Source organism: Streptomyces sp. NPDC048496 (assembly GCF_043200055.1).
Classification (GTDB): Bacteria; Actinomycetota; Actinomycetes; order Streptomycetales; family Streptomycetaceae; genus Streptomyces.
Genome location: NZ_JBICXB010000011.1, coordinates 72,832 through 91,152 on the forward strand (window position 1 = coordinate 72,832; position 18,321 = coordinate 91,152).

Here is an 18,321-nt window from a genome sequence, read left to right on the forward strand (position 1 = left end):
GCCTGCGCTCCTGGCATCTGCCGAAGCGGCTTGGCGGCTCACCGGCGGCGATGGTGACCGCCTTCCGTCCCACGCCGCTGCCGGGCGACCGGATGACCTATGTGAAGCAGGTCGAGGGCGTCGACACCCGGCTCACCCTGCTCTGGTTCCTCCAGGAGGACCCGCGGGAGTGCTGGACGGAGCACTTCACCGGGCTCGACGCGGCGGTTGTGGAATCCGGCCTGGGGCGGGTGGAGCTGGTGGCGCCGTTCATTCCGACCGTGGCCGGCACGGACAGGTACGTGGATCAGCTGCGCTGAGCGGTCCGTCCGGCGGTGGGCCCCCTCGGCCAGGACGGCGGACCGGTCGAGGGGGCTTCCTGCGGCACCGTTTCGGTGCCGCACCGCATTCTGTGGGTGGGCATGGGTCAGACGTCGACGGAGCCCTTTGCGATGTCGGACACGAAGGCGTTCCACGCGCCGGGCACGAAGGTGATCGAAGGACCCTCGGGGGCCTTCGAGTCGCGCACCGCGATCGACTGGACGAGGGGGGACTTGACCTCGACGCAAGCGCCGTTGCCCCCGGAATACGACGACTTCGTCCAATTGTCCGCGGCACCCTGACGAATAGCCATGTTCACTCCGGTTCGGATTCAGAGAGTTGTGTGAGTCGCACCAACTGCGCATCTGTTGGCGGGATCGACGCTACTCGCCAACATTGCCGGGTGAGAGGGCCGTTCACTCGACCGGATGGCATATTCCGTGCGAGCCTTCCGCTTTGATGTGGCGACGGTGTACCGTGCCGTCGCCTCACCCGTAACATCGTCCCTTTTCCCGCATACCGGACTTTGCGGAATGTCTGGTTCAGCCGGTCATCCGGTGCTGAGCTGGGCGTACGACTTCGCGATGTCGGCGATGTAGTGCCGGGTCTGCTCCACGTTCAGTGCCTGTGCCCGCAAGTGCTCGTACATGACGCTGTACCGGTGTACATCGTTGGCTTTTTCCAGATAGAGGTCGCTGGTGACGCCCTCGATATAGACGACGCTGGAGTCCGCGGCATCCGGGAATTCCAGGATGGCGTACTGCCCGTTGATGCCCGGGTGGGCACCCATGTCGAACGGCAGTACCTGAACCGTCACATGGGGCAGGTGCGACAGCTCGACGAGCTGTTCCAACTGCTCGATCATGACCTGCTTGCCACCGACCATCCGGCGCAGCGCCGCCTCGTCGATGACCGCCCAGAGCCGCAGCGGCCCCTCCTGGGTGGTGATCCGGTCCTGGCGGCGCGCACGGACGCTGACGCGCTTGTCGATGTCGGTCGGCGGTGCCTCCGGCAGCGCGCCGTTGATCAGCGCCTCGGCGTAACTCCGGGTCTGCAACAGGCCGGGGACCACCTGCGGTTCGTACACCCGCAGTGACTCGGCGTCGGTCTCCAGGCCGATGTAGACGCTGTACGGGATGTCGCCGAAGGCATGCCACCAGCCCTGCTGCCGGGAGTCCTTGGCCATCTGCATGAGCGAGTCGACCATCCGGTGGTCCTCGACCTCGTACACCCCGCAGAGATCGCGGACATCGCGCTGGCTGATCGAACGGCGGCCGTTCTCCAGGCGGCTGATCTTCGACTGCGAGACGAGCAGTCGCTCCGCCACCTCCTCGGCCGTCATGCCCTTGAGCTCGCGCAGTCGGCGCAATTCCTGGCCCAACCGGCGTCGCCTGACGGTGGGATTGACGTTGGACGGCACGGAAACGGCACCTCCGGCTATGTAGCTGTGCGTATCTACTGCTCAGCAGATTGCCACCCGTGGGGTCGGTTGCGCTGGGAAATGGCCACACGCAGGCGCGCGGGGCGGCCGGTGGGCCGGCTGCCCCGCGCGTGGTGCGGCTCCCGAACCGGGTCTTGGGGACGTCGGTGCGGCGGTCTTCGGTGCGGTGGTGCGGTGGTGCCTCAGTGGGCGGCGGTGTGCACCATGCTGTCGCGACGGGACTGCGACTGCACTTGCGGTTGCAACGGCCCTCCCGCCGCCTGATTGCGGCGTGGCTGGGCGATCGCCCCGTTCTGGACGTCCATCACGGCGTGCGCCACGAGACCGCCCATCGGGTCGTGTCTGATCAGGTCCCGGAGCCGGGAGCGCGATGAGCGCCCCTCGTTCCCGGGGTAGAGGTGCTTGCCGAGTCCGACCGCGTGGGCCAGTGCGGCGAGCGCCGCGGTCCGCGGGTCCGGCGGTACACCGGTGCGGATCGCACTGTCCAGCCGGGATCTGATCTCCCGGCTGATCGCCGTGTCCGTCGCCTGGTAGCGAGTCGTCGGCAGCACCCCGCACATCTGGCCCGCCACGGCATGCACCATGCCGCACCGCTCCAGATGCGAGAGATAGGTCTGGCGCAACCCCAGTCGGGGCCCGCCAATCCAGTGGACGGCCCGAACCGGGCTGCCGCGTCGGCGCAGCAGTTCCAGTGCGGAGTCCAGTGTCGGATCTCCTGTCGGCCGTGGCATCACCACGGCGATACGATCCCCGTCAGGGGCTATCCGTCCTGCCAGAGCCAGCTCCACTAGCTGAGCTCCGGCGAGGCCGAGGTCGAGCGACTGCGGCTGCGCTGTGGTACCCGTGGTCGGGTCCAGAGCGAGCAGCAGAAGCTCCTCCGGAATTGTTCTGCGGCTCCTGCCCATCCATGCCTCCCCGCGTGGATGAATGACAGAGTGACCCCTCTCACATTGGTCTGTCGAGAGTGCCTGGGTGCTTCGTACGGGAACCGGCAGGTATGTCGTTCTCGTCTGGCACCGCAGCCGAGGGTTCACGCAGGACACTGGTAGATGGTTCGGACAGCGCGGGGGCGGCCCCGCAGCGCAGGAGGAGGCATCGGTGGCGGGCGAGTCCCCCGACAAGTCGGAGCAGCAGAAGTCGTCGGGAACGGCTCGGAGCGAACGCGATCCGCGGCTTTCCGTCTTCCGTGAATCGGCCTCCCCGGCGGAGTCCGGCGGCAAGCAGGACACGGCGACGGCGGTCTTCCGTACGAAGCCGGTCGAGAGCGGCGAGGACGCGGAGCACGCCGAGGACGTCGAGGGCACGGAGAACACCTCTGAGGGTCCCGAGGCGACTTCCACGCCATCCGGGCCCGCCGAGCCCGATGAGGGCGACGCGCGGCTGCGTGCGGTGGTGGCTGCGTGGGTGGAGAAGGGTGACGGCGACGCCGCAGGCGCTGCTGTCGAGGAACCCGAGGCCGCCGACGACGTCGCGAAGCCCGAGGCGGTCGCGGAGAGCGACGCGCCTGCGCCGGCGGAAGAGGCGGGCGAGAGTGGGACGGACTCCGCCGACGCGACCGCGGACGAACCGGCTGCATCGAGCGCGGACGTGGCGGATGTGGCTGAAGTGGCGGACGACGCCGCGGGAACAGACGCAAACTCCGATCACGATGCGGATGACGAGGCCGCCGACAAGCCTGCTGCGTCCGATGGCGCCGCAGCCACAGCCACAGCCGCAGCCGCAACCAGTGACGCGGACGCGGACGCGGACGAGCCTGCGGTCTCCGGCGACGCCTCCGACGAGACCCGGGTCTCCGAGGGGCGCGAGGAGAGCCACGCCGCGGACGACTCGGACTCCGAGGGCAACAAGAGCGACGGTGACAGCGAACCCGCGGTGGCTGACGGCGCTGACGCTGACGACGCGGCCAAGGGTGCCGAGACCAGCGGCGCAGGCGGCGTGGACTCCGCCGAGGACGCCGGCGACACCGGTGACAGCGAACCCGCGGCGGCTGACGCCGCCGACGCGACCAAGGGCCCCAGGACCACCGGCGCCGACGTCGCGGACCCCGCCGAGGACGCCGACGACACCAGTGACACCGACGGCACCGAGCCCACTGCGGACAAGCGCGGAATCGATCAGCCCACGGCCGTCTTCAAGGCGGTCCGGCGCGACCGGATCGACCAGCCGACGACCGCGCTGAAGATCACCCGTCCCTCAGCGAAGCCCGAGGAGAAGCCGGAGCCCGAGAGCCCCGCCGAGCGCACCAGCCAGTTCGTACCGCTCCGCCGCGACGACGCACGCCCCGCCCCGGCGCCCCGCAAGCCCGGGACGACTGGATCCGCAGCCGCCCCGGCCGCCCGGCCGAGCCCAGCGTCGGCCGCCGCTCCCTCGCTCAGCGGAGCCGAGCGCACCCGGCAGCAGCCGATGCCGCCCCGGCCGCCGCTCGACCTGCTGGCCGAGCTGACGAACACGCCCCCGCCCCCGGAGACGCCGGTCCGTACCGCCGTTCGCCGGGTCAAGATCTGGACCCCGCTGGTCCTGCTCCTCCTGGTCGTCTTTGCGATCGTGCAGGCTGTGCGCCCGCTGCCGGCGCCCAAGCTGCAACTGACGGCGAAGCCGACGTACACCTTCAAGGGCAACAAGCCGTCGCTGCCGTGGCCCGACGAGGGCCAGGGCTACATGGCGGCCACCGGACTGGGCGAGGTGGACTCGTTCGGCGAGCAGAAGGCCGTGCCGATCGGCAGCGTGGCCAAGGCGATGACCGCATACATCGTGCTCAAGGACCACCCGTTGAAGAAGGGCGAGAAGGGCCCTTCCGTCAAGATCGACGCCAAGGCGGAGTCGGAAGGCAAGCTGGACTCGGAGGGCGAGTCGACGCTCAACACCGTCAAGGCCGGTGATGAGCTCACGGAGCAGGAGGCGCTCTCCGCGATCATGGTCCCCTCCGCGAACAACATCGCGAGGCTGCTGGCGCGCTGGGACGCGGGTTCCGAGGAGGCGTTCGTCAAGAAGATGAACGACACCGCCAAGTCGCTCGGCATGACGAACACCACCTACACCGATCCGTCCGGTCTCAACGCGACCACGGTCAGCACGGCCGAGGACCAGGTGAAGCTCGGCCAGAAGCTGGTGGAGATCCCGGCGCTGATGGCCATCACCAAGCTGCCGTCGTGGACCGACCCGTCGGGCAAGTTCCATCGGAACTACAACACCCTCGTTCCGTACAACGGCGCGCTCGGCATCAAGACCGGCTCCACCACCAAGGCCGGCGGCAACCTGCTCTTCGCCGCGCACAAGATGGTCGGCGACACCGACCAGCTGATCGTCGGTGCGGTGCTGGGCCAGCACAAGCCCTCGATCATCGACACCGTCAACGCGGTGAGCAAGGAAGCCATGATCGCCACCCAGGATCTGCTGACGAGCGCCAAGGTCGTGAAGAAGGGCGATGTGGTCGGCACCGTCTCCGACGGGCTGGGCGGCAGCACCCCGGTGGTCGCGACCGAGGACGTGGCGGCGGTCGGCTGGCCCGGTCTCACGGTCAAGCTCGAACTGACCGACGACGGAAAGCCGATCCCGCACTCGGCGGTGGCCGGGACCCATGTGGGCACGCTCACCGTCGGTGAGGGAGCCAGTCAGGTGAAGGTCGCGGTGGCGCTGCAGAGCGATCTGGCCGAGCCCGGATTCGGCAAGAAGCTGACCCGTATGAGCTGACGTGCAACAGGGAAGGGGGTGCCGGGACCGGCACCCCCTTCCCTGTTGCGTACGTGTTAGCGTCCCCGGACAACCGGGGAGCGCAGGACCGCGTCCTCACACGTGTACCGAGTGGGGGTCACGGGCACGAAGTACGGGAACAGGGGTACGGGGCCGGCGGAGACGGGGAGAGACCGTAGTGACCACCGCGGAGCCGAGATCCGGCCGTGCAGCGGCCGGGAGCAGCGATGTGCGAGGCGACGTGACGAGCGGCAGCGGTGGCGGGAACACGGGCGCCCGGCTACCCGCCCCGCGTACCCCCGAACCCCGGGCCGAGGTGCCACGGCGGATCCGCGCCCGGCGGCTGCTGCGTCACCCCGTCACCATCGCGACGGCGGCCGCCGCGGTCACCCACATCCTCTGGTTCTTCTTCTTCGCGAACAGCGGCGGCGACCTCGCGGCGCAGGATGCCTGGGCCGAGTTCGTCGGCCGGCATCCGGGCACCGCGTACAACCTCGCCTGGTACGGGGGCATGCACCCCGTCTCGTACAGCGTCGTGTCGCCATATGTGATGTCGGTGCTCGGCGTGCGTACGACGATGATGGTCGCCGGGACCGTGTCGGCGGCGCTGACCGCGCTGATCCTGGTTCGGGTGCGGGCCGTCCGCAATCCGCTCGCCTGCTCGCTCGCCGGGGTGTTCGCGTATCTGTGCAACGCGCTGTCCGGACGCGTGACGTTCGGGCTCGGCCTGATGTTCGCGGTGGGTGCGGTGGCCGCGGTGTTCTGCTGGCCCTACCGCTGGCGGTACACGCGGTGGGCGAAGGCAGCCGTCGCCGCCCCGCTGGCCGGACTCGCGACGGCGAGCAGCCCCGTGGCCGGACTCTTCCTGGGTGTGGTCGCCGCGGCGCTGTTCCTGAACAAGCGGCGCCCCGGGGCGTACGCGCTGGGCCTGGCCCCGGTCGCGGTCGTGGCGCTGTCCGCGTGGCTGTTCCCCTTCTCCGGTAAGCAGCCGATGTCGATCGGGACCGTGTCGTTGCCGTTCCTCTTCGCGGCCCTCGTCCTCGTCCTCGTACCGCGTGACTGGAAGACGGTCCGTACCGCAGCCGGCGTGTACGGCGTCGGGACGCTGCTGACCTATGTGGTCGACTCGCAGATCGGCTCGAACGTCACCCGGATGGCGATGCTGTTCGCCGGTGTGGTGCTGCTCGCCGCGCTGCCGTACGCGGTGCCGCGCTCCCGGCGCTGGTACGCGCTGGTCCTCGCGTTCGTCGGGCTGAACTTCTGGATCGGCTTCAAGGGCGTCGACGACATCGTTCGAACCGCCCCCACCGCCTCCTGGACGCGCGAGCTGGCCCCGCTCGTCAACGAGCTTCAGGAAGTCGGCGCCGAGCGCGGCAGGGTCGAGGTCGTGCCCGCGAGCAGCCACCGCGAGGCGTCCGCACTCGCGCCGTACGTCAACCTGGCCCGCGGCTGGAACCGGCAGGCCGACATGGAGCGCAACCCGCTCTTCTACGACGACACCCTGAACCCCGCGAACTACCGCCAGTGGCTCGACCGCTGGGCCGTGCACTACGTGGTACTGCCCAAGGGGCAACCGGACGCCACCGGCGCGGTGCAGGAGGCGGATCTCGTCCAGAAGGGGCAGCCGTATCTGCGCAGGATCTGGTCCGACTCCAACTGGCAGCTCTTCGAGGTCGACAGCCCGGTGCCGCTGGCCGATCCGCCGGCGACCGTGGACCGGGCCGGTGCGGACGAGCTGACCATCCATGTGAAGCGGGCGGGCCGGGTGCTGATCCGGATTCCGTACTCGCGCTGGCTCGCCCTGGTCGACGACGAGGGCAAGAGTGTGGAGCGGCCGCAGGAGACCGAGGCGTCCAAGCAGCGCGCGGACCAGGACAGCCCGCGGACCTTCGTCAACACCAACGGCTGCCTGATCAAGGTGGACGAGGACGCCGACGGCGACGAGTGGACGGAACTGCTCGCGCCGCGCGCCGGGGTGTACCGGCTGGCAGCGCCGTACCAGCTCTCGCCGGGCACACCGTGCCCGGAGGAACTTCGCTGAGCGGTGCAGCGGGCCTCCGGGCCGCGGTGAGCGCAAGGCAACACTGCTCGGTATCGCGGTGATGGCGGTCATGCTCGGCGGCTACTCGGAGAAGCTGCTGGCGGGGTGGCGGGCGCGGGCGATCACGATGTGCCGACGACACCGTCCACCGTCGCCCATACCCGGATGCCGGGCAAGGCCGCTACGTGCCCTGCCCGTTGCCGGGGGCGTCGCACAGCGCGCGGTCGACGAGGTTGCTGGCGGCTTGCTCCTGTCGGAGTGCGTTGTCGGGCGAGTCGTTCAGGGCGGTGGACATGGAGACGGTGACGGTGCGGCTGCCGTCGTCGGTGGCGCCGTTCAGGGTGATGTAGCCGCCATCGCCTCCTTCGTGGCTCCAGTAGCTGCCGCCGCAGGACAGGGGCCGGTTGGCCAGGCCGAGGCCGTAGCGTCCGTGTGGCCAGAACAGCTGCATCTCCTCGTTGACCGGGACGGTGTCCTGCATCTCGGCCAGCCGTGCCTGGGGCAGCAGCTCGCCGCCGAGCAGGGCCTGGAAGAAGCGGTTGACATCCGCAGTGGTGGAGACGTAGGCGCCGGGGTCGGGGAGGATCACCTTGGTGACGTCGACACGTTTGCCGGAGGGGAAGACGTAGCCGTTGGCGTGTGGACGGCGGAGTGTGGGGGTGCTGCCCGGCAGATAGGTGTGGTCCATGCCGAGCGGTTTCAGGACCCGGTTCTCGACCTCCTGGTGCCAAGGGCGATCTGTGACCTTCTCGATGATCATGTCGAGTAGGGCGTAGCCGGTGTTGGAGTAGCTCCACCCGGTGCCGGGTGGGAAATCCGGGCGGTGCCTCATCGCCCGCGCGACGATCTGTTGGGGTGTGTAGGTGTCGTACCGGCGCTCGTAGTACTCCTGCGGGGTGGTGAAGCCGGGGAGGTCGTCGTGGATGCCGCTGGTGTGCTGGAGGAGCTGGCGGATGGTGATCCGGCGTCCGTCGTTGCCGTTGCCGTCCACCAAGCCGGGCAGCCGGCGGTCCACCGTGTCGTCGAGCGCCAACTTGCCCTCGTCGACCAGTTGCAGGACCACGGTGGCCACAAGCGCCTTGCCGGTGCTGGCCATCCGGAAGTAGCCGTTGCGGGGCACCGGACGGTCCGTGCCCGCCTCGGCGACGCCGCTGGTGGCGACCAGATCCCGGCCAGGGCCGGTGGTCACCCGTGCTTGGACGCCGGTAACCCCCAGCGCTTGGATGACGTCGGCGTCCCGGCGCAGATCGTCTTGCCCGTATCCGGGCGCGTTCGCTTCGTGCGCGTCGGCTGACAGCTGGATGGCAACGGCCGCGCCGGCAGTGACGAGGGCGGCCGCAGCGGCGGCCAGCCACCGTTTGCCGATGCGGCGGTGCTGCCGATCGGGCTGGTCGGGCAGGGGGGTGTGCGGGTGGTGCGGCGCGGCGGTCGGGCTTGTGGATCTCATACCCCGACGCTAGGTAAGCATCGGGTTGCGTGTCGCTACCACAGACCGCCGAATGAAAGGTACAGCTACCTGTAGTGCCGCGGGGTCGCCCGGCACCTAGGGTGAATCACGTGGGGCCTCCCACAATCCTCCTGTACGACAGAGGGAAAGCGAAACAAGTGCTCGGCGTACTCGGCGCGGCCCGCGCACGGCGGCTCAAGACGTGGCGCAGCGGGCGTTACCTGCTGGGCACCTTGGTGGTCGCGACGGTGACGCTCGCCGCGGCGCCCCTGCTGTGCATTCCGTCGCTGGCCCAGCCCTGGGCGGAGCAGCATCGCCGGCGCGCCGGGGTGCTGCTGGGACAGCCGGTAGAGCCGCGCCCCCGCGCCGCCCGCCGCAACCTTGCGTGGCTCGTGACGCAAGTGGTCACCGGTCTGCCGGCGGGCGCCCTTGCCCTGCTCTGCCTGGGCAACCTGTTTCTCACTCCCGTCATCACGGCGTTGTGGTGGGCCTTTCCCACGGCGCCGTGGCTGCCCGTGTTCAGCGTTGGCATCACCAGCTGGGGCACCGCGTTGTCGCTCGGCCTGGTCAATCTTGTGTTCCTGGCGGCACTGGCCGCCATCGCCCTCCCGCTGCTCGCCCGAGCGCACGCCCGGTGCTGCCTCGTGGTCCTGGCGCCATCGCCCGCGGAGCAACTGGGCGAACGCGTCACCGAACTCACCCGGACACGTACAGACGTCCTGCAGGCGCACAGTGGGGAACTCCGCCGGATCGAACGAGACCTGCACGACGGCACCCAGGCCCGGCTCGTGGCCATCGCGATGCGGCTCGCCGTGGCCGGCGAAAGCCTCTCCGACGACCCCGACGCGGCCGCCGTTCTGGTACGGCAGGCCCACGCCGAGACCGAGGACGCGATGACCGAGTTGCGCTCCGTCATCCGCACCATCTATCCCCCGGTGCTGGCTGACCAGGGCCTCTCCGGCGCGCTCAGCACCCTGGCCACCAGGGCCGGGGTGCCGACCCGCATCGACATCGGCCCGCTCGGTGAGATCCCCGCAGCGGTCGAAGCGGTCGCCTACTTCGCCGTCACCGAAGCACTGGCGAACATCGCCCGACACAGCCGGGCCACCAATGCCTCGGTTCGCGTCACCTGCAACGGCGCGCAGCTCTGCGCGGAGATCGCCGACAACGGGACCGGTGGAGCGGACGCCGCCCGAGGGTCCGGCCTGGACGGAATGCGCCGCCGCGCCGCCGCTCTGGACGGCACCATGAAGATCAGCAGCCCGCCGGGCGGGCCGACCGTCATCACCGTGGAGCTGCCGTGCGTGTAGTGATCACCGAGGACAACGTCCTGCTGGTGTCCCGACCTGCGGCCCGCCGACTTGGAGGGACCCGGGCTGCGTGCGCTGTCAGCGGTTACAGCGACGCGGGCTTCGCGGGCTTCGAGACCCGGTGAGCGCGCCCCCAAGCAGTGTGCCGACCACGGCAATGATGGTGGGCCACATCGCGAAGTCCTCCTTGGACAGCAGTGCTGAGGCGGGTTGGAGTCGGCCGCTCCCCTGCAACGCCATGTTCCGGTGCAGTGCCAGGAGCGGAACGCCGGCAGGGTCCGGGCAAGGATGCTCGCCGGGCGCACCACCTGGCAGGCGCGATTCCAGCTGATGGTGCTCCTTGGGCAGGCCGGCTGAGTGGGCGCGTACGGATACGGTCGGGGCATGAAGCCCAGGGGCCGCCGTCATCTCTACGCTCTCGACCTCACCGCGGCGCTGGCCCTGACTGCCGTCTACGTCAGCTTCGTCCGGCTGACCGCTGATGACGGTCAGCCCGCCTATTCAGGCCCGTTCTGGCTGGGCTGTCTGGTTGCCGCCGCGGTCGGCCTGCCGGTCGCGGTACGGCGCCGGTGGCCGCTCGCCGTTCTGGGTATTGTGCTCGCCGCGCTGGCCGCGGCGTCGCTGTGAAGGCGGGCGTCGCCGGTCATGTCGCGGAGGCTGCCCCGCAGGAGGCACGGGCCGCACTCAAGGTCATCGAGGAGACCAGCCGTTCCGCGCTGATCGAGATGCGGCGCACCCTCGGCGTACTGCGCACCTCGGGTGCGCCCCTTGGGCCGGCTCCGGACCTCGGCCGCCTGGACACGCTTGCCGCGGAGGCGGACCGGGCCGGGGTGGTGGTCCACCTGACGGTCAACGGTACGCAGGGCCTGGCTGAGGGGACTCAGCTGACCGTCTACCGGATCGTCCAGGAAGCCCTCACCAACTGCGTGAGGCACGCGGCCCCAACCCGCTGCCACCTCACGGTCGAGGCGGATGCGCGCGAGATCCGTATCGAGATCACCGACGCGGGCCCACCGGCCGGCCGTCGACTGCCCGGCGGCGAACTGCCGGGCAGGCACGGCCTGCTGGGGATGCGAGAGCGGGCGATGATGTACGGCGGCAGCTTCGCGGCGGGGCCCCGACCGGATGGCGGATTCGCCGTGTCCGTCCGGCTGCCTGTTGAAGGAGAGCGACAAGGGTGACTGACGAGACCTCGGTCCGGGTGCTGATCGCCGACGACCAGGCGATGGTGCGCGGCAGCTTTCGTGTGCTCGTCGACCACACGCCCGGCATGATCGCCGTGGGCGAGGCCGAGAACGGCCGGGAAGCGGTCGACCTCGCACGCCACGAACGGCCGGACGTCGTGCTGATGGACGTACGCATGCCGGAACTGGACGGCATCGAGGCGACCGCTGCGGCTCGCCTACTCGGTGGCCAGCCGCGGTTGCACTCTGCCTGCCTGGGACAGCAGCCGTCGCTGATTCGCCTTTCCGGGGGAGGCCGTTAGGCGCCGGCGGCCGTGACGACGGCGTCCGTGGCGAAGCCGAGCAGGAGGCCGAGGAGGATGCACCAGGTGGTGAGTGTCTTGAGTCCGGTCTTGCGGGCGACGGCCAGCAGTTCGATGACGACGTAGAGGATGGATCCGGCGGCGAGGCCGAGGAAGGCGATGGACAGGGTGTCGTTGACCAGGTGCTGTCCGACGAGCGTGCCGAGGAAGGTGGGGCCGCCGCCGATCAGGCCGAGCCACAACAGCGTAAGCCAGGACGGGCGTTCGCCCTCGGCGGCCAGGGGGGCGACGATTCCGAAGCCCTCGGTGGCGTTGTGCAGTCCGAATCCGATGATGAGCAGGACGGCGAGGGAGAGTTCGCCCTGGGCGGCGGAGTTGCCGATGGCCAGGCCCTCGGCGAAGTTGTGCAGGCCGATGCCGGTGGCGATCATCAGCGCGAGTGAGCCCGCCTGGCTGCGGGTCTTCGGGGCGAGTTCGGCGGTGGAGGCGGCGCCGGGCCCAGCAGGTTGCGACTGGGCGGCACGTCGGCGAGCGATCCAGCTGTCATAGTGCACGAGCCCGGCCAGGCCGATCGCCAGGCCGGCGGCCAGTGTGGTCCCACCCGAGACAACGGTTCCCCAGTCGTGCTTGCTCAGCGCCCCGTCGATCGGCTCCCATGCGTGGGTCAGTACGTCCCACACGAGGAAGATCAGGATGCCGATGGCCACGGCGTTGAGCCCGGCCCTGAGGCGGGGAGTGGGTGTGCGGAGGCGGCCTATGGGGAGGCCGAGGTAGATGGTGAAGCCTGCTATGGCGCCGAGCAGGGCGATGTTTGCGCTGGACAAGGGGGACTCTCCGGTCTGATGTGCACAAGAAGCGCACGAAAGATAAGTCAGGGAAGGTTTACCTAACAAGCTGTGGCGTCCCACATCGCGAAGACTTGGCCAAGTCATTGCGTATCCTTGCTGCGCGCCTGCTCCTGCGCCCTCCTGGTCCACGGGTCGCATGCGCTCGCACCAGCCTGCTGATCAAGCCGATCCAGGCCTTTCGCCGGGCGCTGCGGGTCTGGGCTGCAGGCCGTGTATCCGGTGCCACATCCCGCTTGCGGGCACCGACAGTCGGTCCGTCACGACGGCTTGTCCACGCTCACGCGGGCATCGATGTCCCGCGTGCTCATCGGCCAGCGTTCGTCAGTGATGTCTGCGGGCAATGGCATCGAAGAACGTCGCCCCTGCCGGTGACGATGGTCAAGGCAGTTGCGACAGAGCAAGGCCGCCAATCCGGGATCGGCCGAAATCGCTGCCGCAAGCAGGGCATCCGCTCACGAAGCGGTGCCGGGCAAGGTTGCGTCCCAGCACTGGGATCGCGGCCTCGAAGTAGATCGCCTCGAACCTGGCAGCGCAGACGAAGCAGGTGTGGTGCATCAGTTCGGCCAGTACCACGCCCGCCAGATCCTCCGGCACCCCTGCGGCAGCGTCCCCAGCCAAATCAGGCAGGACACCCTCTTTGGGCCACACCGCGACGTACGCACCATCCGGCCACGTCGGCCGCTGCGGGAAACGCAGCAGCGCCGGCCGAAACCTGGCACCGAATCGCACCGGAACCCCGGCCATCTTCTCCACAGCCACCGGAAGAGCCTCGTCCGCGAAAACACGAAGCTCACCCCAGGGTCCCGAAAACAGCCGCATCTACGACCCCGCCGTCTCACTCACCGACAACCGCAGCGGCTGCCCTCATGTTCACCGTGTCGTCGCCGCTCTGGCCGATGACACCCGCACGGACGGCCACCCTTTCATGGTCACGGCGAACGTCGCGGAACCACCCGCTCATCCCCATCCATCACGTCGTTCAACACCTGGGGTTGGAGCACTAGTTTGGAAGATCCCGTACGCGGATCGGGGCTGAGCCGGCGAGACGCTGACGTGCGGGTTCGCGGGGTGCTCACCGATGTTCCCCGCCGGTCGCTGCTCGATCGGGCACGCAAAGGGCACATGTGCCCCTCTGTCGCGTTCTCGGCGACCAGATGGCAGTCCCCGCGCAGGCGACCCTGCTGTGCGCTCATGTGGGCTGTGGGCTGCTAGCGCTGTCCCGTAGTCTCGGTCTGTCCACACGGCAAGGATGGGGGGCGTTCACTCGATGGCGAAGCCGGTACGTGCAGCACTGGGGGAGGTCTGGCTCAAGTGCCAGGTCTGCCAGGGCGACGTGTTTCGAGAGCGGGACGTCTTGCTCAACAGCACCGGGATGGAGTTCATGAAGTTGGCATGGGCCGACGAGAAGGCCACGGGCCTGATCTGCTGGCGGTGTGGCTACGTGCACCTCTTCGTCAACAAGGACATCGAGCTCTACCGAGCGGACAAGTGACGGAGTCGCACCCTTTCAGGCCACTTCGTCCGACCTTCACGCTCGCCTCCATCCACCACTTTCCCCAGCTCCCATCCCGTCCGCCGTCGACCCACACACCGTGGAGCGGGCGTGGTTCCTGGCGTCCCGGTGGAGCGCGCCACTGTACGAACGACCTGGACGCCAGGGGCCGCGTCTGCTCGGCTCTGCCTGGGTCGATGGTGGTCGGGATGGGAGCCCACGACGCTCGCCACGCTCCGGCGGGCACTCGCGAACGGCGCCCCGTCCATCCCGGAGTCTGAGCGCTCCCGCCGGAGGCATGTCCTGAAGCCGCGGGCTTGGTTCTCGTCTTATGCCCCCGGGCCTATCCACTGTGGGCGCGCATCGGCGCAGCGCGCGCAGAGCGGGCCGAAGGCAGGAGCGTTGCGCGGAGCGGAGCCGGGAAGCGCGCCCGGCGGAGCGGAACGGAGCCGGGTGCCTTGAACCCGTAGAGAAGGTTGAAACTCGCCTACTGAGAGCCTTGTGTCCGGTTCCGGGAGATGCTTGACATTTCGGTTCCAGCTGATGGTTGTCAGTGGCCCCGCTCACCTGACCGAAGAGGCACCGGATCCCGGGCAACCGAATCCGCCGAAACTCTGGCCTGGAGGGCGAGGGAGGGTGCTTGATGCAGGCCGGACAAGAGGCCGAGTTCCAAGAATTCGTCAGAGCGCGGTGGTCCCATCTCGTACGGACCGCGTATCTGCTCACGGGCGACGTGCACTACGCCGAAGATCTGACTCAGACGGCGCTGGCCAAGGCGTACCGCTCATGGCGGCGCGTCTCGCGCAGCGACAGACCGGATGCGTACGTCCGGCGGATACTGGTCAGCTGCAACAGCGACCGGTTCCGCAAGCGGCGGGTTACGGAGGCTCTAACCGCGGCGCCGCCGGAGGTGGCCGGGCGCGACGAGGCCGTCTCGTGGGCCGACGAGCGCAGCGTCCTGCTCGCGGCGCTGGCCGGAGTACCGCCAAAGCAGCGGGCGGTGATCGGCATGCGCTACTGGGAGGACCTGTCCGAGGCCGAGGTCGCCGAGGTGCTCGGCTGCTCGCCCGGCACGGTCAAGAGCCAGGCGTCCAAGGCGCTGGCGAAGTTGCGTACGTATCCGGGGCTCGCGCAGGTCGTGGACGATCCTGTCCGCAGCCTAGTGCCGTCCGGGCAGGAAGGCAGCAGGTGAACGAGGAACAGAAGCAGCAGGGGACTGGAACCAGCGGGGACTTCGAGGAGCAGCTGCGCGAGCTGCTCGCCGAGGACGCGAACACAATCCGGCCCGCGCCGGTGCTGTATCCGGTGATCCGCCGCCGGGGCACGATCGAGCGGCGACGCCGGGTGGCGGCGACCGGGGCGGCCCTGGTGACGCTGGCGGCGATGCCCGTGGGGGCGTACGCGCTGGCCGACGGAAATGCAGGTGGGAACACGGTGGCATCGACACCGTCGGTCAGCGCCACACCGCGGACATAGCGACACCGACGCCGTCCGCGTCGCCGGCGAGGCCCGCGCGGCCGGCCACGGAGGACCAGCTCCTCGACGGGATCACCTTCGGGCAGGCCGTCGACGGGCTGAAGAAGTGCCTCGCATACGACCAGTCGCACACACGCGGCCCGTCCGGCTTCCGCACGGACTTGGGCGCGGCCGAGGATTACCGGATCATCCTGGCGATGAACAGCATCGGCGACTCCAACGCGCCCGGCGATGGCATGTACGTCGTCGCGGTGAAGGAGCAACCGAAGCAGACCCGACTGATGTGCAACGTGAAGGACGGCGAGGTAAACGGCCTGGGCGCCAGCGTAGGCTCCGACGATGTGCCGGGCGCCGGCCCCGTGATGGCCGACATCAACGGCGGCAAGCTCTACCAGCAGTCGGTCCTCGACCGCGGCAACTGGAAGCTGCCGTTCCGGTGGGGTGTCATTGGCACCGTCGAGCCGTCAGTGGCCCGGGTGACCGTCTCCTACGGCGGCGCCACCAGCCAGGCCGCCCTGGACCACGGCTGGTTCGTCGCCGCTGGCGTCCTGAACCAGCAGGTCACCGTGGCCCCGCGCATCAAGGGTTATGACGCCGACAGCAAGCTGGTCTACGACTCCGACGAGGACAAGAACCACGAGAAGCGGCTGCCCTAGCTGTACTGACCCGCGAGGTTGGGGACGCGGCTGGCGGGTGGTTGGCCCTTGAGCGCGGTGTGTCCGCGGTGGTGATTGTAGGTGTGCAGCCAGGCGGGGTATGCGTGGCGTCGCTCGGCTTCGCTCCGGTAGGGCTGTGCGTAGGCCCATTCGTCGAGGAGGGTTCGGTTGAACCTCTCCACCTTCCCGTTGGTCTGGGGCCGGTAGGGGCGGGTCCGTTTGTGTGAAATCCCTTGCTCTGTGAGGCAGTTGCGCCACAGGTGGGATTTGTAGCAGGAGCCGTTGTCGGTCAGGACGCGTTCGACGGTGATCCCGGCCTGGGCGAAGAACGTGTGGGCGCGCTGCCAGAATCCGACGGCTGTCTCCTTCTTCTCGTCGGCGAGGATCTCGCTGTAGGCGAGGCGGGAGTGGTCGTCGACGGCGTTGTGGAGGTAGCTGTAGCCGGCGCCGGATCGGGTCTTGCGGCCGGCCTGACGTCCGAGGGTCTTGTGGCCTCCGCCGTCGGGGATGTTGCCGAGCTTCTTGATGTCGACGTGCACCAGTTCGCCGGGGCGTTCGCGTTCGTAGCGGCGTATGACGCGGCCGGTGGCACGGTCCAGATGGGCCAGACGGGCGAGACGGTAGCGGGTTAGGACCCGGTGGACGGTCGCGGGGTTCAGCCCAGCGAAGGGCCAGCCTAGGAGGAAACCCCTCCTGAGCTGGCCCTTCTGTCTGTGCCCCCGGCAGGATTCGAACCTGCGACACCCGCTTTAGGAGTGGGATCGGATCTCTGCCGGGTGGTGCCCGGTGCTGCTGCGTGGTGCTGTTTTTCCTGGTCGGCGTCGCGAGGCAGACCCGGCCGATCCTCCTCATGACGTCCCGTGCCGGACCGTCCGCTCACGCATCGCTCACGCGCGGAAGCTCGCGCTGGTGATGCTTGAGTGCGAGGTCAGAGCCGGCCGAGGTCGATTTCCACGGTGAAAGGAGCGGAAACTTTGACGACACCGGTGAACATGTCGCCGGTCCGGTAGCTCCTGGTCGCCGGGTCGAGGACGTAGGTGTAGATAAGCGGGACGCCGGTGGCGGCCTGCTCGATCCGCCAGTAGAAGGCGATACCGGCCTTGGCGTACTGGTCCACCTTCACAATCCGGTCAGTGGTCTCCGACCCCGGCGAGACGACCTCGGCCACCAGCAGCACGTGCTCGGGGCGGGTGGGTGTGACGTCGATGGTGTCCGCGCGGTAGACCACGACGTCCGGGCGGCGATTGGTGAGCGGCACGTCCTGGAGGCGGACGTCGAAGTCCGTGTCGGCGTTCCAGTCCGGTCCGGCCGCGGCATCCAGCGCGTTCGCCAGGATCCGGGCGAGGCGGTTGGGCCGCTTGGACGCACTGGGACTCACAACGACCATCCCGTCCACGATCTCGATCCCCGCACACTGCTCCGCGGACCAGGAGTTGTACTGCTCCGCCGTGATCTGCTCATGCATCCACGCGGGGGCCACCGTCTCGGCAGTCATGACGCTCCTCCCGGACATCCGTCGGGCGGGCCCGATCCCGCCGGAATCAGCGTACTGTCCCCGCGGGCCCCGGACACCGGACACATCATCTCCGGCCTAGGACCACGGTCATCGGCGACTCCCTCGTCCCTGTCCCGGTTCCACGTTCTCCAGGAGCAGCGACCCGGCGGCGGGGTTCGCCGCCACCCGGGCGACAATCGACGGCGTCTTCGCCCGGGCGCCCGCAGGGCTTCGGCCTCCTCGCGAGCAATGGCCGGCTCTGGCGTTGAGCGCGCTGTCCGCTTCGGGGGAGCAGGCTCGTGTACGTGCCCGAACGTGATGGTGATCGAGGAGTGGCCGAGCATCTCCTGGATGTCCTTGAGATCGGCGCCGGCTGCGCCAGCCGGGGTTGCGGCGCCGTGACGGAGGTTGTGGAGACGGATCGGCGGGGGCCGATCTCCTCGTACCAGATCGACGAAGCGCCGTCCGGCATTGGCGGGGGTGGAGCAGCCCTCCGTTCTCCCGGGTGGAGACCCTGCCGGTCTCCGCCCAGGCACTCCCCCATACCTCCCGTTCTCGTCCTGCTGGGTACGGTGCTGCTTCAGGACCTGGCAGCAAGAAGTCATCTGACGTGCGGATCACTCCACAAGGCCCTCAGGC

The 18,321-nt window shown here is 69.1% G+C and carries 18 protein-coding genes and 3 pseudogenes; 12 read left to right on the plus strand and 9 right to left on the minus strand.

Annotated elements, in window-relative coordinates; all coding sequences use genetic code 11:
* Positions 1-2: 2 nt before the first annotated feature.
* A pseudogene (locus ACGFSA_RS14190) lies at positions 3-299 on the plus strand (hypothetical protein); the annotation flags it as partial.
* A gap of 107 nt (positions 300-406) precedes the next feature.
* Here the strand turns inward: ACGFSA_RS14190 and ACGFSA_RS14195 are convergent.
* The 3 genes from ACGFSA_RS14195 to ACGFSA_RS14205 form a co-directional block, all read right to left on the minus strand.
* Positions 407-613 carry a DUF397 domain-containing protein gene (locus ACGFSA_RS14195; protein WP_393303884.1) on the minus strand — a complete coding sequence of 69 codons (207 nt, stop codon included), beginning with the start codon at positions 611-613 and terminating at the stop codon, positions 407-409.
* 237 nt (positions 614-850) lie between these two features.
* Positions 851-1,720 (minus strand): helix-turn-helix domain-containing protein, encoded by an 870-nt coding sequence (locus ACGFSA_RS14200; RefSeq protein WP_393303886.1) that lies wholly within the window; start codon positions 1,718-1,720, stop codon positions 851-853.
* 203 nt (positions 1,721-1,923) lie between these two features.
* Positions 1,924-2,646 carry a GPP34 family phosphoprotein gene (locus ACGFSA_RS14205; RefSeq protein WP_393303888.1) on the minus strand — a complete coding sequence of 241 codons (723 nt, stop codon included), beginning with the start codon at positions 2,644-2,646 and terminating at the stop codon, positions 1,924-1,926.
* A 193-nt stretch (positions 2,647-2,839) separates the two neighbouring features.
* Between ACGFSA_RS14205 and ACGFSA_RS14210 the strand changes: the two genes are divergently transcribed.
* Both ACGFSA_RS14210 and ACGFSA_RS14215 read left to right on the plus strand, forming a co-directional pair.
* Complete coding sequence (locus ACGFSA_RS14210) at positions 2,840-5,431, plus strand: D-alanyl-D-alanine carboxypeptidase (protein ID WP_393303890.1); 2,592 nt, start codon at positions 2,840-2,842, stop codon at positions 5,429-5,431.
* A 178-nt stretch (positions 5,432-5,609) separates the two neighbouring features.
* Complete coding sequence (locus ACGFSA_RS14215) at positions 5,610-7,472, plus strand: MFS transporter (RefSeq protein ID WP_393303892.1); 1,863 nt, start codon at positions 5,610-5,612, stop codon at positions 7,470-7,472.
* Positions 7,473-7,653: 181 nt separating this feature from the next.
* On the opposite strand, the gene ACGFSA_RS14220 is transcribed toward ACGFSA_RS14215, so the two are convergent.
* On the minus strand, positions 7,654-8,919 hold the full coding sequence (locus tag ACGFSA_RS14220) for a serine hydrolase domain-containing protein (RefSeq protein ID WP_393303894.1): 1,266 nt from the start codon (positions 8,917-8,919) through the stop codon (positions 7,654-7,656).
* A gap of 158 nt (positions 8,920-9,077) precedes the next feature.
* Between ACGFSA_RS14220 and ACGFSA_RS14225 the strand changes: the two genes are divergently transcribed.
* The 5 genes and pseudogenes from ACGFSA_RS14225 to ACGFSA_RS14245 form a co-directional block, all read left to right on the plus strand.
* The gene (locus ACGFSA_RS14225; RefSeq protein ID WP_393303896.1) at positions 9,078-10,229 is read left to right on the plus strand and encodes a sensor histidine kinase; all 1,152 of its coding nucleotides are present in this window, start codon (positions 9,078-9,080) and stop codon (positions 10,227-10,229) included.
* Positions 10,220-10,354, plus strand: coding sequence for a hypothetical protein (locus tag ACGFSA_RS14230; RefSeq protein ID WP_393303898.1), 135 nt, complete (start codon positions 10,220-10,222; stop codon positions 10,352-10,354). Before ACGFSA_RS14225 ends, ACGFSA_RS14230 begins: the two co-directional genes overlap by 10 nt.
* Positions 10,355-10,613: 259 nt before the next feature.
* Complete coding sequence (locus tag ACGFSA_RS14235) at positions 10,614-10,856, plus strand: hypothetical protein (RefSeq protein WP_393303900.1); 243 nt, start codon at positions 10,614-10,616, stop codon at positions 10,854-10,856.
* Positions 10,853-11,410, plus strand: a complete 558-nt coding sequence (locus ACGFSA_RS14240; protein ID WP_393303902.1) for a sensor histidine kinase — start codon at positions 10,853-10,855, stop codon at positions 11,408-11,410. Before ACGFSA_RS14235 ends, ACGFSA_RS14240 begins: the two co-directional genes overlap by 4 nt.
* Positions 11,407-11,649 (plus strand): annotated as a pseudogene (locus tag ACGFSA_RS14245) (response regulator transcription factor); the annotation flags it as partial. The gene ACGFSA_RS14240 and the pseudogene ACGFSA_RS14245, both read left to right, overlap by 4 nt.
* A gap of 62 nt (positions 11,650-11,711) precedes the next feature.
* Here the strand turns inward: ACGFSA_RS14245 and ACGFSA_RS14250 are convergent.
* Positions 11,712-12,539 (minus strand): ZIP family metal transporter, encoded by an 828-nt coding sequence (locus ACGFSA_RS14250; protein ID WP_393303904.1) that lies wholly within the window; start codon positions 12,537-12,539, stop codon positions 11,712-11,714.
* A gap of 402 nt (positions 12,540-12,941) precedes the next feature.
* Positions 12,942-13,322 carry a hypothetical protein gene (locus ACGFSA_RS14255; RefSeq protein WP_393303906.1) on the minus strand — a complete coding sequence of 127 codons (381 nt, stop codon included), beginning with the start codon at positions 13,320-13,322 and terminating at the stop codon, positions 12,942-12,944.
* A 508-nt stretch (positions 13,323-13,830) separates the two neighbouring features.
* Here ACGFSA_RS14255 and ACGFSA_RS14260 point away from each other — a divergent pair.
* From ACGFSA_RS14260 to ACGFSA_RS14275, 4 genes are all read left to right on the plus strand, one after another.
* Positions 13,831-14,055 (plus strand): hypothetical protein, encoded by a 225-nt coding sequence (locus tag ACGFSA_RS14260; RefSeq protein WP_393303908.1) that lies wholly within the window; start codon positions 13,831-13,833, stop codon positions 14,053-14,055.
* 643 nt (positions 14,056-14,698) lie between these two features.
* Positions 14,699-15,247 (plus strand): SigE family RNA polymerase sigma factor, encoded by a 549-nt coding sequence (locus ACGFSA_RS14265; protein WP_393303910.1) that lies wholly within the window; start codon positions 14,699-14,701, stop codon positions 15,245-15,247.
* Positions 15,244-15,531, plus strand: a complete 288-nt coding sequence (locus tag ACGFSA_RS14270) for a hypothetical protein (RefSeq protein WP_393303912.1) — start codon at positions 15,244-15,246, stop codon at positions 15,529-15,531. The genes ACGFSA_RS14265 and ACGFSA_RS14270 overlap by 4 nt, the downstream gene beginning before the upstream one ends.
* Positions 15,532-15,728: 197 nt before the next feature.
* Positions 15,729-16,187 carry a hypothetical protein gene (locus ACGFSA_RS14275; protein WP_393303914.1) on the plus strand — a complete coding sequence of 153 codons (459 nt, stop codon included), beginning with the start codon at positions 15,729-15,731 and terminating at the stop codon, positions 16,185-16,187.
* On the opposite strand, the pseudogene ACGFSA_RS14280 reads toward ACGFSA_RS14275, so the two are convergent.
* From ACGFSA_RS14280 to ACGFSA_RS14290, 3 genes and pseudogenes are all read right to left on the minus strand, one after another.
* A pseudogene (locus ACGFSA_RS14280) lies at positions 16,184-16,927 on the minus strand (IS481 family transposase); the annotation flags it as partial. The gene ACGFSA_RS14275 and the pseudogene ACGFSA_RS14280 overlap by 4 nt on opposite strands.
* 188 nt (positions 16,928-17,115) lie before the next feature.
* A complete protein-coding gene (locus ACGFSA_RS14285) occupies positions 17,116-17,682 on the minus strand; it encodes a Uma2 family endonuclease (protein ID WP_393303916.1) in 567 nt (188 codons plus the stop codon).
* A complete protein-coding gene (locus ACGFSA_RS14290) occupies positions 17,679-18,287 on the minus strand; it encodes a tyrosine-type recombinase/integrase (protein WP_393303918.1) in 609 nt (202 codons plus the stop codon). Before ACGFSA_RS14290 ends, ACGFSA_RS14285 begins: the two co-directional genes overlap by 4 nt.
* Positions 18,288-18,321 lie beyond the last annotated feature (34 nt).